At 51.4% G+C, this 13,222-nt stretch carries 12 protein-coding genes; 7 read left to right on the plus strand and 5 right to left on the minus strand.

Going from position 1 to position 13,222, the window contains the following annotated elements:
- Positions 1 to 40: 40 nt before the first annotated feature.
- Positions 41 to 2,038, minus strand: a complete 1,998-nt coding sequence (locus tag Q4526_RS03640) for a transglycosylase SLT domain-containing protein (protein WP_303604263.1) — start codon at positions 2,036 to 2,038, stop codon at positions 41 to 43.
- Between the two features lie 347 nt (positions 2,039 to 2,385).
- On the opposite strand from Q4526_RS03640, the gene Q4526_RS03645 reads away from it, so the two are divergent.
- Positions 2,386 to 4,299 (plus strand): ATP-binding cassette domain-containing protein, encoded by a 1,914-nt coding sequence (locus Q4526_RS03645; RefSeq protein WP_215975532.1) that lies wholly within the window; start codon positions 2,386 to 2,388, stop codon positions 4,297 to 4,299.
- A 45-nt stretch (positions 4,300 to 4,344) separates the two neighbouring features.
- On the opposite strand, the gene Q4526_RS03650 is transcribed toward Q4526_RS03645, so the two are convergent.
- Positions 4,345 to 4,791, minus strand: coding sequence for a universal stress protein (locus Q4526_RS03650; protein WP_215975533.1), 447 nt, complete (start codon positions 4,789 to 4,791; stop codon positions 4,345 to 4,347).
- Positions 4,792 to 4,890: 99 nt separating this feature from the next.
- On the opposite strand from Q4526_RS03650, the gene Q4526_RS03655 reads away from it, so the two are divergent.
- A complete protein-coding gene (locus Q4526_RS03655; RefSeq protein ID WP_215975534.1) occupies positions 4,891 to 5,394 on the plus strand; it encodes a hypothetical protein in 504 nt (167 codons plus the stop codon).
- Here Q4526_RS03655 and Q4526_RS03660 read toward each other — a convergent pair.
- On the minus strand, positions 5,358 to 6,098 hold the full coding sequence (locus tag Q4526_RS03660) for a hypothetical protein (RefSeq protein ID WP_215975535.1): 741 nt from the start codon (positions 6,096 to 6,098) through the stop codon (positions 5,358 to 5,360). The genes Q4526_RS03655 and Q4526_RS03660 overlap by 37 nt on opposite strands.
- Positions 6,099 to 6,434: 336 nt before the next feature.
- Here Q4526_RS03660 and topA point away from each other — a divergent pair, with 336 nt between their 5' ends.
- The 3 genes from topA (at position 6,435) to Q4526_RS03675 (ending at position 10,064) form a co-directional block, all read left to right on the plus strand.
- Positions 6,435 to 9,059 (plus strand): type I DNA topoisomerase, encoded by a 2,625-nt coding sequence (gene topA, locus Q4526_RS03665; RefSeq protein WP_215975536.1) that lies wholly within the window; start codon positions 6,435 to 6,437, stop codon positions 9,057 to 9,059.
- A gap of 38 nt (positions 9,060 to 9,097) precedes the next feature.
- The gene (locus Q4526_RS03670; protein ID WP_215975537.1) at positions 9,098 to 9,592 is read left to right on the plus strand and encodes a DUF6586 family protein; all 495 of its coding nucleotides are present in this window, start codon (positions 9,098 to 9,100) and stop codon (positions 9,590 to 9,592) included.
- Positions 9,593 to 9,794: 202 nt separating this feature from the next.
- Positions 9,795 to 10,064, plus strand: coding sequence for a hypothetical protein (locus Q4526_RS03675; RefSeq protein WP_215975538.1), 270 nt, complete (start codon positions 9,795 to 9,797; stop codon positions 10,062 to 10,064).
- Positions 10,065 to 10,222: 158 nt separating this feature from the next.
- Here Q4526_RS03675 and Q4526_RS03680 read toward each other — a convergent pair whose 3' ends face one another.
- The gene (locus Q4526_RS03680) at positions 10,223 to 10,618 is read right to left on the minus strand and encodes a cell division inhibitor SulA (protein ID WP_215975539.1); all 396 of its coding nucleotides are present in this window, start codon (positions 10,616 to 10,618) and stop codon (positions 10,223 to 10,225) included.
- Positions 10,611 to 11,213 (minus strand): transcriptional repressor LexA, encoded by a 603-nt coding sequence (gene lexA, locus Q4526_RS03685; RefSeq protein WP_215975540.1) that lies wholly within the window; start codon positions 11,211 to 11,213, stop codon positions 10,611 to 10,613. The genes Q4526_RS03680 and lexA overlap by 8 nt, the downstream gene beginning before the upstream one ends.
- 273 nt (positions 11,214 to 11,486) lie before the next feature.
- Here lexA and Q4526_RS03690 point away from each other — a divergent pair, with 273 nt between their 5' ends.
- Complete coding sequence (locus tag Q4526_RS03690) at positions 11,487 to 12,584, plus strand: mechanosensitive ion channel family protein (RefSeq protein WP_215975541.1); 1,098 nt, start codon at positions 11,487 to 11,489, stop codon at positions 12,582 to 12,584.
- Positions 12,581 to 13,102, plus strand: coding sequence for a hypoxanthine-guanine phosphoribosyltransferase (locus tag Q4526_RS03695; RefSeq protein WP_215975542.1), 522 nt, complete (start codon positions 12,581 to 12,583; stop codon positions 13,100 to 13,102). Before Q4526_RS03690 ends, Q4526_RS03695 begins: the two co-directional genes overlap by 4 nt.
- Positions 13,103 to 13,222: the final 120 nt, after the last annotated feature.

Raw genomic sequence — 13,222 nt, forward strand, 5'->3', positions numbered from 1 at the left:
CAAGCGTTAAACGAAGAGCTCGTTCTATCGGGACGACGGCTTACAGTGAGTGAGCGGCTTCTTGATCGCGAATAAACGGGCGTTTATCCCCTAGGCGATACCCATAAATAACCGAATAAGCCAGTACGTTTTGCACATAACCCCGCGTCTCGCGATAGGGAATGGTTTCAATCCATACATCATAGGGCAGGCGGGCGCTTTCCTCTTGATTCAACCATTGCTTCACCCGGTTGGGTCCGGCGTTGTAGGCCGCGGCGGCGAGAATGCGGTTGTCGTTAAATTCGCCCATTAGCTGATTGAGATAGCGGCCACCCAAGGCAATATTGGTTTGCGGGTTGAGCAGGTCGTGATTTGACACCTGCATGCCCGAGCGCGACGCGGTTTGCTTGGCGGTCGAGGGCAGTAGCTGCATCAGTCCCAGGGCGCCGGCAGAGGAGCGTGCATCGGGAGTGAAAGCGCTTTCTTGTCGTGCGATAGCGAATAATAGATGCGGCTCTAGTGCAGTATCTTTGGCGGTTGACTGCACATGTTCGCGATAGGCGAGGGGGAAGCGTATCCCCAGGTCGTCCCAGTAGCGGATTTGAATCATCGCTTGAATACCATTGCGGTGCCAGCCCCAGCTTTCGGCCAACTTGCCTGCGGCTACCACTTCGGGTTCGGTCATTTGTTGAGTGATGTGGTACCACTCGCGCCGAGCGTTAAGGTTGTCGCCGATAATCAGTAGTTCGCGCGCGCGCAGAACACCCGGCTTTTGGGAGACCTGCTGGTGTAGCGGTTCCGACACTTCGAGAGGCCGGTCCAGCAGCTGATATTCAAGCCCCAGAATGTCTGCGGCCAAAAAGCCGTAAAAAGAGCGGGTGTTGGCAACGGTTTGGTACAACTCGCGAGCTTGTTTTGCGTGTTCTTGCGGGTCCGTTTGTACCAGAGCTCGGGCGCGCCAATACTGCCAGCGCTCGGACTGTTTGGCTGTGTCTGGCAGAGTTTCGACCCAGCGCAATACGCCGTCCCAATCTTGGTTGCGCAAGGCGTCGCGCAGTAGTGATTCAGTGACGCTTTGGGTATTTAGGCTAGGGGTGCTGGCCAATAACGCCTGTGCTTGTTGGGTATGGCCCTGTCGTAACAGACGCACCGCAATATAGCCTTGTGTGTCTCGGCGCGCTTGGTCGTCAAACAGTTGTTGAGCGTCATAGCGGTGCCAAAGATCAATCGCGGTTTCGGCATCGCGCAGCGAGAGGCGCTCCAGACCGTGCAGTATAAGTGCTTGCATGCGATCGCTCTGATCGCTAAAACGGCTCATATTCAGTAGCAGTTTAGGATTGCGGTCTACCTGGTAATAGAGGTTGGCTAAAGGTTGCAGCGCAGGTGACATCTGGCGGCTGATATAGCGTGCCAACGAGCGATGTCGCGCTTTTAGGGTCTTTTCAAATCGCTGCCAAGCAATATCATCGGTTAAATATCCGGCTTTTTGCCAAGCGGCGAATAGTGGGTCGCAGGCCTTGTGTTGAGATTTGTTGATATTCCAAAGTTCGTCTACGTCGGCAAAAGCCGAGGTGTCACCATTGATAAGACGTGCCCGAAGGTAATAGCAAGTCAGTTCGGCGCTGGTGTTATCGGGGTTGTAAAAATCTTGCACACTCTGCCACTGGCGTCGCTCGGACAGTTTTTCGAGCCAGACACGTTCGAGTTTTTCGGCCAGATATGATTCAGGGTATTGCTCCAGAAACTGCTGAACCTCGACAGGGCTTACCCGGGACAGGCGCCGCCTGATGTAGCGATATTCTAAATAGGGCTTGAGCGAGTAGTGCTCAAGACTGGCAACCAGATTTCGGTACTCGCTATAGCGGCTAGCGCTCAACGCTTTTTGCGCTTGGTCATACAACTTGCGTTGCTCTGATTTGTCGGCAATAGTGCTGGGTGCGGCTGCCCACGCTAATGAGGAACTCAGGCCGAGGGCTAGCCCCAAAGCCATGGTTTTGGTGAGCGTGCCACAAAATCGAGCGATGGGGCGCTGTATGGCTTGTGAGTTGATTCGCGGCATTTTTTACCTCTGACCGTTACCACTGGCGTTGCTGCGTCAACGTTGGGCTAAATTTCGGTGACAGGTCACCGAGCACGACTTATAGCGGAATCTGCACTACAAGCGTTAAGTATGGATCAATTTGCCTGTAAGTATGGATAAAAAAACACTTTTTTTGCCATTACAGACAAATGTGTACCTCTAATAAACCAGACGATCGAAATCGGGCTGTTCGTTAGGGGTGAATAAGGTATCATGCTGCCACTTTTCCGATCACAAATGCAAACTTTTTAGCCTGCTAGCGTTAAATAATCACCTTAGATCACTGATGTTTAGCAATAAGCGCTGTCTCACACTTTGGACCTTTTATGCCTCTAATTAATGTCGATAAAGCCCATCTCAATTATGGATTACAAGTATTACTGGATGGGGTGGACTTTGTTATTGAAAAAGGCCAGCGATGGTGTCTGATCGGGCGTAATGGCGCCGGAAAATCAAGTTTCTTAAAAACCTTGAGCGGCGATGTTGCCCTCGATGGAGGCACCATTAACCTAGATCGCGGCGTTCGTGTCGCGCGATTGTCGCAAGATTTACCCGATGCCGATGGGCGTACGGTTTTTGAAGTGGTGGCGGCTGGAGTGCCCAAAGTGGGCGAATTACTGCGTCGATATTACCACCTGCTTGAGCAGCCGGCCGAGAGCCAAGGCAGCGAGCAGTGGGTAGAGCAGTTGTCCCAGGTACAAGCTGAGCTTGAAGCGCGCGATGGTTGGAGCTTACAACAACGTGTGGAGTTGGTGATGTCGCGCCTGAGTCTAATCGGTAGTGTCCCTATGGCGTCTCTGTCGGGGGGATGGCGCCGTCGGGTGGCACTTGCTCAAGCTCTGGTGTTGGAGCCCGATGTGCTCTTGCTGGATGAGCCCACCAACCACCTGGATATTGGCGCTATTGAGTGGCTCGAAACGGAATTAAAAAACTTTACTGGCGCTATTGTCTTTATTACCCACGATCGGGCGCTGCTGCAATCGGTTGCCACTCATATTGCCGAGCTGGACCGGGGCCAACTGAGCACCTGGACTGGCGATTACCACAGCTTTCTGGAATACCGTGAACGAGCACTGGCCGAAGAGTCCCGCCACAACGCTCTATTCGATAAAAAGCTCGCCCAGGAAGAAGTCTGGATTCGCCAGGGTATTAAGGCGCGCCGTACCCGTAACGAAGGGCGGGTGCGCGCGCTTAAAGCAATGCGAGATGAGCACAAAGCCCGACGAGAACGCCAGGGCACCGCGAAAATGAATCTGGCAGAAGGCGGTTTGTCGGGCAAGTTGGTGGCAGAGCTGAAAGACGTCAGTTTTGCCTATGGCGATAAGCCCATTGTGCGCGGGTTAACCACACAGATTATTCGCGGTGATCGGATAGGTTTAGTGGGCCCCAATGGCGCCGGTAAAAGTACCTTATTAAAGCTTATTTTAGGCCATCTGTCCCCGGACACCGGCTCGGTCAAGCTCGGCACTAATTTGACGGTGGCTTACTTTGACCAATTGCGCGATCAGCTCGATCTTGATAAAAGCGCCGTCGATAATGTGTCTGAGGGCCGCGATCACATCGAAATCGGCGGCAAATCAAAACACGTTATTTCCTATTTGAGTGATTTCTTGTTCTCTGGGGAGCGAGCCAGAACCCCTGTGCGAGCACTGTCTGGGGGCGAACGCAATCGAGTTTTGCTGGCCAAGCTGTTCAGCAAATCGGCTAACATTTTAGTGCTCGATGAACCCACCAACGACCTCGATGTAGAAACTCTTGAGCTTCTCGAAGAGGTGTTGGGGCAGTTTAGCGGCACTGTGTTATTGGTGAGCCACGACCGGGCCTTTTTGAATAATTTGGTCAGCAGTGTGATCGCCTTTGAAGGGCAGGGACGGGTGCTGGAGTATGTAGGCGGCTACGATGACTGGATTCGTCAGGGCGGGCATTGGGCCGATGAAGTCTTAGAACAAGGTGAGCCGGCCCCAGTTCAGCCCGAAAGTAGCGCCTCTGAGGTGAAACCTACCAAAACGGATAAAAAGAAACTCTCGTATAAGCTGCAGCGTGAGTTCGATAACTTGCCAGGCAAAATTGAAACTTTAGAAGAGCAATTGGATGCCCAGCAGGCGCTCGCCAGCGATCCCGACTTTTACGCCGGTGACCCTCAGGCGGTGGAAGACCACCTGCAAAAACTGGCCGATATTCAGCAGCAGCTTGAAACCTGCTTTGAGCGTTGGGCAGAGCTGGAAGATATGGGCGGCTAGCGTAATTGGTGGCACCACAGGCCAGTGTGGTGCTTATTGATCGTGTTATTCGGGCATTGTGGGTGATACCCGTATTGCCAGTACGTCGCGGTTGGCGCCGTGCAAGACGCTGTTGGAGGTTGAGCCCAGTAGTAAGGCGAAACCTTTGCGGCCATGGCTGCCCACGGCGATTAAATCGGCTCCTAGCTGCTGGGCTAGATTGTGTAGCTCGGTGGCGGGTTGCCCCACCAGAATGTGTTGTTGCTCGATCTTGCAGTCGACCTGCTTCACCAGCCGTATAAGTTCTTGCTCGGCTTTCAATTGCAGCTGATCTTGAATTTCGGACAAATCGACGGGCATATCACCGCCATAGGCAAAGGTTAACGGCTCAATCACATGGGCAACAGAGACATCGGCCCCACAACACTGGGCTAAGGCAACGGCCTTTTGCAGAATATCGGGGCACTCTCCGGTAAGATCCAAGCCAACGAGTATATGTTTGTAGGAATCCATAAATCCTCCCTGCCATTGTTTCTCTTTAATAATGGTTGATAAAGCACAACTTTGCCAGAGTAAAGCAATCTTATTTATGCGGTTAGGAGCAGAGACTTAATGAATATAGTGGTAGTGATCATTCTCGTGCTGGTGGCGGCTATGGTTATCGGTCCGGTGGCGATGTTGCGGCCCAGCCCGGGACAAAAAAGGCGCGATAATCTGCGCGCCAGGGCCCGGCAAAACGGTCTGTCCGTCAATTTACGCCTCCCCCCGCGCGCCTCAACTGACCTTGAGGCGCCGAGCCATACCCCCGTCTACTCTTTAATTAGCAAGGGCCACTGCAACTGGTTTTTATTGCGCACCCGCTACGCCCATCAGGCACATCTTAACGACTGGTGGCAGTTTGTCGCGAACAAGCCTAGCACGGCAGTGGAGACCTTTCTCGTGCAGAATTTGGATCGTTTGCCTAAAGGCGTGATCGGTGTGGGCAGTCAGGGCAGTGAGCTTGTGGTATTTTGGCGCGAAATCGGTGAGCTGGAAGCGGTCGATACCATTGGCGAGTTTTTACAGCAATTGGCCGAGTGTCAGCTTTCATCCACAAGCTCGCTAACTTCCCCGTAGCCGTCGGCAGACTCTGGAAAGAGGTCATGCTCGACAGTGGCCTTGGGGTGCTGCATAACGGCGCTTAACTGGCGCACCATTTCTAGTCTTCTTGGGTCGGGGTTACTTGAACCCTGCAGTAAATCCTGTGCCTTCTGAAAATAACTTAGAGCGGCGGTAATTTGGGTGTTGTCCCGGGCACTGTAGCCCGCGGCAATAATAGAAAGTACGCTGACCATCAGTCTGGCCCAGTCGATTTGCGCTACAAGTAGCCGGGCCTGTTCAGGGCTGAGTTTTTCAGCCGCTAACTGGCTGTGAATGATGCGTGCCCCGTGACCCAGTGAGAGTTGCAAGGTGGCAATCTCAGTGTCACTGCTGCACAGACGACGGAGGCTGGGCCTAAGAGCGCCTGCCGCCAGTTGCTGCTGGCGCTTGTGTGCCAACTCCATCCGGGCCTGGATAGGCGCCGGATTAAACGGCTCAAGCTGTATTAAGCGCTCTAATATCGCGCTGATTTCTTGGTTAATGTGTTGGGCGACATCTGTGGTTTCTAAGGTGCGCAAGACAGTCGTAAGCGCATCCTCCGCACTTTCTAATGCTTGGTAAAGTCTCTGTTGGTGTCTGAGTCGATGCTTGAGCGTCTGCTGTCGGACATTGACAGCATTCACTGCCACTAATGCGGCAAAAATGATGACGATAAGCGCAAAAATTGTGGCTGCAGACATAACGCTGGCTCTAAATTTTATCTGCGTCGGCTTAATGCCCTTCCTGTATCTTCTTGGGAGGCTTGGCCTGAATGCTGTAAAATTCAATAAAAACAAAAGGATAGGTTTGGTCAAGGGCAGGTTAATAAAGTGCTTCCGAGCACACCCCTGTGGCACATAATTTAGCAAGAAAAGGCAAAAAAAGGAAAGTAAATATGCACGCCGCGCTTGACCGAGGCGCAGAGAGGACTTATATATGCCCCATCTATGGCGACGGTTTAAGTGTGTGGCGCGGCCAATGCTACATCACGTTAGCCTGCAAATTTCTGATTTATTGACAAGGATATACAAGCGCATATGGGTAAATCTCTGGTAATTGTGGAGTCTCCGGCCAAAGCGAAGACCATCAATAAATATCTCGGCCGAGACTACATTGTAAAATCCAGTGTCGGTCATATTCGTGACTTGCCGACCAGTGGTAGCGGCAAGAAAGTTGATCCTAAAGAGCGAGCTAAGCAAGCGGCTAAAACCCGTAAAATGTCGCCCGATGCAAAAGCCAAATACAAAGCGGAAAAAGCCCATACTCAATTGATCAACCGAATGGGTATCGATCCTGAGCATAACTGGGATGCGAATTATCAGATTCTTCCCGGCAAAGAGAAGGTCGTCAGCGAGCTGCAGCAATTGGCTGAAAAAGCCGACACCATTTATCTCGCAACGGATTTGGACCGCGAAGGGGAGGCCATCGCCTGGCATTTACGCGAGGCAATAGGCGGCGATGAAAGCCGCTATCGCCGTGTTGTTTTTAATGAGATTACCAAAACGGCCATTCAAAATGCCTTTGAAGAGCCGGGCCCCATTGATCAAGATCGGGTTAACGCTCAGCAAGCGCGCCGTTTTCTTGATCGCGTGGTCGGCTATATGGTATCGCCACTGCTGTGGGAAAAAGTCGCTCGCGGCCTGTCTGCCGGACGAGTGCAATCGGTAGCCGCTAAACTTGTGGTTGAGCGCGAGCGCGAAATTCGCGCCTTTATTCCCGAAGAATACTGGAATATTTTTGCCGATTTAACGGCCAAAGCCGGTGACAATATCCGCTTTGAAGTTAAAAAACACGAAGGTAAAAACTTCCGCCCCAATAACGAATCCGATGCAATGGCGGCGGTAACGGCGCTAAAAGACTCCTCTTATGAGGTCACTGGCCGGGAAGATAAGCCGACCCAGTCCAAGCCTTCGGCGCCGTTTATTACCTCTACCTTGCAGCAAGCCGCCAGCACGCGTTTAAGCTTCGGGGTAAAGAAAACTATGATGCTGGCCCAGCGCTTGTACGAAGCCGGTTATATCACTTATATGCGTACCGACTCGACCAATCTGAGTAAAGAGGCGGTAGAGGCTTGTCGGGAATATATCGGTGAAGAGTACGGGGCAAAATATTTACCCAAGGCCCCCAATTCGTATTCCAGTAAAGAGGGTGCGCAAGAGGCGCACGAGGCTATTCGCCCCTCAAGTGTTACCGTCTCGCCCACTCAATTGAGCGGCATGGAGCGCGATGCCGAGCGCCTTTACGCTTTAATTTGGGCTCAATTTGTCGCTTGTCAGATGAGCCCAGCTGAGTACACCAGTACCAACATTACTATCACCGCAGGCAACTTTGAGTTGCGTACTCGCGGTCGGGTCATTCGTTTTGATGGCTATACCAAGGTGCTGCCAGCGGTCAGTAAAAAAGACGAAGATGTGGTTTTACCCGAGGTAAAAATTGGCGATGTTTTGCCGCTTAAGAAAATCGACCCGTCACAACATTTTACCAAACCACCGGCCAGATTCAGTGAGGCGAGTTTGGTTAAAGAACTGGAAAAACGCGGTATCGGTCGCCCGTCGACCTACGCCTCGATTATTTCCACCATCCAGGATCGCGGCTATGTCCGGTTGGAAAATCGACGCTTTTACGCTGAAAAAATGGGCGATATTGTTACTGAGCGCCTCAGTGAAAGCTTTCAGGATTTAATGGATTACGGTTTTACTGCCAGTATGGAAGAGTCGCTCGATGTGGTGGCCGAGGGCGGCAGAAACTGGCGTGAATTGCTCGATGAGTTCTACGCCGGCTTTATTAAAAAGCTGCAGCAAGCTCAGAGTCAAGAAGAGGGCAGCATGCGGGCCAATAGCCCGACCGAAACCGACATTGAGTGTGATAAGTGCGGGCGCCATATGCAAATTCGCACCGGCTCAACCGGGGTGTTTTTGGGTTGCTCTGGCTATGCTTTGCCGCCCAAAGAGCGCTGTAAAAACACCATGAACCTTGTCTCGGGTGATGAGGCGGTCGATGTGGAGGCCGACGAAGACGCCGAATCGCGTCAGTTGCGCTCCAAGCGTCGTTGTAAACTGTGCAACACGGCCATGGACAACTACTTGCTCGATGAAAAACGCAAGCTACACATCTGCGGCAACAACCCAGACTGCCCGGGTTATGAGGTTGAACTAGGCACCTTTAAGCTGAAAGGTTACGAAGGGCCCACGCTCGAATGCGACAAATGTGGCAGTGAAATGCAGCTCAAAACCGGTCGCTTCGGTAAGTATTTTGGCTGTACCAATGATGACTGTAAAAACACTCGCAAGCTGCTAAAAAGTGGTGAGGCGGCTCCGCCCAAGATGGACCCGGTGCCCATGCCCGAGTTGCAGTGCTTAAAAGTAGATGACACCTACGTATTGCGCGATGGTGCATCGGGCTTATTTTTGGCTGCCAGTGGCTTCCCGAAAAATCGTGAGACCAGAGCACCTTTGGTGGCGGAACTGTTGCCACACAAAAAAGAAATTGATCCCAAATATACATTTTTGTTCTCTGCGCCTACCGCCGACCCTGATGGTATCCCCACTGTGGTGCGCTTTAGCCGTAAAACCAAAGAGCAATACGTACAATCGGAAACAGACGGCAAGGCCACCGGCTGGAAAGCCTTTTACCTGGGGGGGAAGTGGCAGCCGAATAAATAACGGCTGCCCACTCTAATCACGATGCAGGGCTTATTATAATGGCAGCTTCGTTAACGTCACAGGTTAATCAGCGATTGGCCTGTGCTCGCATGTTGCACACTGATTTGGCCAGTGCCCGATCGCCGGTACACAAACGGGCGCTGCTCGATGCCTGTCTTTTTCATTTACTGTGTGGTTATCAGTTTTATATCAAAGAGCTGGCGAGCTATTACGGGGTGAAATACGTGCAAGGCTTAAAGAGTGAAACCGACGCAGCCCAAGCGCTCAGCCAACTCGATAAGCACCCAGCGGAAATACAAGAGCTGTGTAATTTAGCTGAGCTACCAAACTCTTGGCTCAGCCAGTTGCGCGGGCTCTATGATGATGTCTGGGCCATGCCTGGCAAGGTTTCTGCGATAGATGCTAATGCGATAGCGGTGACCAATCTCGACGCTCAGAGATTGCCTGAGTTGGATGATGAGCTAATTGCTCAATTTTGCCACCAGTTTCAAGAGTTGGTGAATCGCCATCGCGAAACCAGCGTGGAATGCTAAGCCTTGGGTTGCAGTTCCATTTCTATAACCACTAGCCCGGTCTTTAGTTTATTACCTACTCCCCCAAAGCCAGAAAAAGTGCTATCCAGCGGTGATTTGGCAGGGGTTCGAACGGCACATTTATTGATCAGTCCAGTTCTGGTATAATCACTCTCTTATCCGTTTAATTTATGAAAGCTCGGTATTTCTGGGCGGAGTCTCTATGTCAGCGTCTTTGTTTGAAATTGTGGAATTGGCCAATGGCGATGTTGTACTGCAGCGTGCCGACGAAGAGGGCGAGCCTTTATTGTCTATCCGTTTTTCCACAGAATCTCTGACGCTTATGCGCGATGGTAAATTTGATATCGCCAAAGCAATGATTGAAGCGGGTATGGAGGCGGCTAATGATCTGCCGGAAGATGATGAGTCAGCCTTTGAGGCCGCCACTACAGAGACAGAGTCCGCGCTTTACGATAAGCGCACCCTGCATTAACCCCAACGCTTACCGAGCGGCGCTGTAACGTTATTATTAGCCTGTCCCGAGCCTTTATGGCCGACACTGTGATCAAAATTGATAGATAAGCATCCAGCGCTCAAAGTAAGGCTATTTAGCCGCACAACACCCAGATGCACCTAGGCGTTTCTCTAGGCTTATCTCTCGCGCAATAACAATCCGTGACAATGACCTTGATTGGCCGCTTGTTCGAGCTGTGCCAGCGCCTGACGGCCCAATTTTCCTGGGCTGGCAATCACCGTGTGACTGTTACCTAGGGCGAGAGCATCCCAGCTGACCCACAATTGCTTTTCATCGTCTTTACAGTGCACCAGACGCAGTCGTGTGGTGTCGACGTCGTAGCGCTGTAACAGCTCATGGGGGATGGTTTCGCGGGTAATCCAGGTTAGCCAGCGCCCGTCGCTTTGGTGGCTAAGGTGAGCAATCATGGGCATGACCATGGCCCAAGATTGCGCCGCGCCATGGGTAAGCACCAGCTCAGTTAGGGTGGCCTGTTCCTGCTGTTGGCTGTGGTTAAGTTGTAGATTAGTCACGGCGCAACACTCCTACACTGAGGCCTTCAATGGCGAAGTCTTGATCGCGCAAATCCACACGAATTACATCAAAGTCGGGGTTTTCCGGCCAGAGTTCAATCAGGGCGCGATTACCTTCGCGTTTAAAGCGCTTGACCGTCACCTCTTCCTCGATGCGTGCAACGACAATTTGGCCGTTGTGCACCTGGTCGGTACGGTGAACTGCGAGTAGGTCGCCATCTAAAATACCGGCATCGCGCATACTCATGCCGCGCACATTGAGGAAAAAATCGGCCCGTGGGCTAAAAAAATCGGCCGGCATTTTACAGTAATCTTCAATATGCTCTTCCGCCAAAATAGGGTTGCCGGCGGCCACTTGGCCGATTATAGGCAGACCTTCCTGTGTTTCAGGAATGCGAATACCGCGCGAAGCACCGGGTATAAGTTCAATAGCGCCTTTGCGGGCCAGTGCTTTAATGTGCTCTTCGGCTGCATTGGCCGACTTGTAACCGAGCATACGGGCAATCTCTGCCCGCGTGGGCGGGTAGCCTGTCTCCTCAGAGTAACTTTTAATCAGTTCAAACACTTGCTGTTGGCGTGCGGTCAGGTTTTGCATAAGCATCCCTATTTACTCAGTGGCTGGTGATTGGCCTATTAAAAAATAAACGGCTCACTAGCCCGGCGGTTGTTTTACTGTTTGGTTATACAGTATCTGTAATTATATACAGTTAATGTGCGGGTGCAAGAGTTTTTCGATACACCACACAGTAGTAGATCTAAGTGACTGAAATTTATAAAGTTAATGGAGTTGAGTGGGATTGGCTGCAGTTTATAGGCAGCGTTGATATACTGCGTCCCCTGTATCCGTAGGTCAGAAAGGTGAGAAAAAATGGATCAAGTGCAAACTTGGGTGGAGCAGCTGATTGCCAATGAAAAGCTGTGGATGGTGCAAGTGTTTTTGTTGGTGTTTGTCACTTTGCTGTTGGCAGCTTTTGTACGCCGACTGTTAAAGGTCGTCGTAAAGCATGCCCACAAGTCAAAAAACCGGTGGGACGACACCATTGTCGAAGCTGCTATGGCCCCGCTGCGCTGGCTGATTTGGCTGGTGGGGTTGTCTTGGGCGGCAGAAATTGCTCACGATGTAACCGAAGAGTCAGTATTGCAGTACGCCGATTCAATCTTGCGAGTGGGTGTCATTGTTTTGCTGAGTTGGTTTTTAGTGCGGCTTGTGAAATACGGTGAGAAAAATTTTCTTATCCCTGAATCGGGTAAAACGGCAGATCCTACCACGGTGATGGCGGTGGGAAAGTTGCTGCGTATCGCCATTGTTATTACCTCTGGGTTGGTCTTACTGCAATCAATGGGGTACAGCATCTCAGGTGTGTTAGCGTTTGGCGGGGTAGGTGGTATTGCTGTTGGTTTCGCGGCCAAAGACCTGTTGGCCAACTTCTTTGGCGGTTTGATGATTTATTTGGATCGCCCCTTTAAAGTTGGCGATTGGGTTCGCTCGCCCGATCAAGAAATAGAAGGTACGGTTGAAGAGATAGGCTTGCGCCTGACTCGCATACGCACCTTTGATAAGCGTCCACTGTACGTTCCCAATCAAACGTTTACTCAAATATCGGTGGAAAACCCCTCGCGTATGTTCAACCGGCGGATCTATGAAACCATTGGTGTGCGCTACGAAGATGCCGAAAAAGTGCCTGCTATTGTCGAAAAAGTTCGCGCTATGCTGGAGCAGCACGAGGAAATTGACAACAATCAGACCCTGATCGTCAACTTTAATGCCTTTGCGGATTCGTCACTGAATTTCTTTGTGTATACCTTTACTAAGACGGTGAACTGGGTGCGTTATCACGAAGTTAAGCAGGATGTATTGCTAAAAATCTTGAAAATCGTGGCTGAGCATGAGGCTGAATGTGCCTTCCCAACACGCACTTTGCATTTGCCAGATGGCGTCAGCGTAAATAGTGGTAATGGAGAGTGAGTGTAACTTGCCTGTACACACTTGCGGATATAGACGCGGCGCTTGCCGGTGTGGCTGCCGCTATTGATCGCGATTTCAGTGACTGTGCCGAGCCTATTGTCGTGCTGGTTATTATGAAAGGCGCACTGGTGACGGCGGGGGTCTTGCTGCCCAAGCTGACGTTGCCAATCGAGGTGGATTATGTCCACGCGACCCGCTATCAGGGCAATGAACCCGCCTCTGAACTTACCTGGTTGCATCGCCCTCAGGTAAATTTAGCCGGGCGTAGGGTCTTGCTGGTAGATGATATCTTAGATCAAGGGATTACTTTGGCTGAGGTGCGTGAATATTGCATAAATCAGGGGGCAGATAAGGTGAAAAGCATGGTGCTGGCCCGCAAAGTGTTGGCTGAGCCCGCTGTGATTAATGCCGACTATGAGGCACTCACTGTACCCGATCAGTATGTGTTTGGTTTTGGTATGGATGACAGGGAATTGTCGCGTAACTTGCCCGGAATCTATGTAAAGAGCACCTCTTAGCTATGAAAACAGGCTGAATGGTGGACAATTTGCACACAATAAAGTAAAAAAGAGTAAGGATTGGCTAAATGAAGCCAGTGCGCAGTGGTGTGGGACCACTTGCAGTTTTTGCAGTATTTA

Origin of the sequence: Gilvimarinus sp. 2_MG-2023 (assembly GCF_030547685.1) — a bacterium.
Lineage (GTDB): Bacteria > Pseudomonadota > Gammaproteobacteria > Pseudomonadales > Cellvibrionaceae > Gilvimarinus.

Excerpts from the sequence above, each read along its gene's own strand:
- Q4526_RS03640 (WP_303604263.1), bottom strand. The coding sequence starts at position 2,038 with ATGCCGCGAATCAACTCACAAGCCATACAGCGCCCCATCGCTCGATTT.
- Q4526_RS03645 (WP_215975532.1), top strand. The coding sequence starts at position 2,386 with ATGCCTCTAATTAATGTCGATAAAGCCCATCTCAATTATGGATTACAA.
- Q4526_RS03650 (WP_215975533.1), bottom strand. The coding sequence starts at position 4,791 with ATGGATTCCTACAAACATATACTCGTTGGCTTGGATCTTACCGGAGAG.
- Q4526_RS03655 (WP_215975534.1), top strand. The coding sequence starts at position 4,891 with ATGAATATAGTGGTAGTGATCATTCTCGTGCTGGTGGCGGCTATGGTT.
- Q4526_RS03660 (WP_215975535.1), bottom strand. The coding sequence starts at position 6,098 with ATGTCTGCAGCCACAATTTTTGCGCTTATCGTCATCATTTTTGCCGCA.
- topA (WP_215975536.1), top strand. The coding sequence starts at position 6,435 with ATGGGTAAATCTCTGGTAATTGTGGAGTCTCCGGCCAAAGCGAAGACC.
- Q4526_RS03670 (WP_215975537.1), top strand. The coding sequence starts at position 9,098 with ATGGCAGCTTCGTTAACGTCACAGGTTAATCAGCGATTGGCCTGTGCT.
- Q4526_RS03675 (WP_215975538.1), top strand. The coding sequence starts at position 9,795 with ATGTCAGCGTCTTTGTTTGAAATTGTGGAATTGGCCAATGGCGATGTT.
- lexA (WP_215975540.1), bottom strand. The coding sequence starts at position 11,213 with ATGCAAAACCTGACCGCACGCCAACAGCAAGTGTTTGAACTGATTAAA.
- Q4526_RS03690 (WP_215975541.1), top strand. The coding sequence starts at position 11,487 with ATGGATCAAGTGCAAACTTGGGTGGAGCAGCTGATTGCCAATGAAAAG.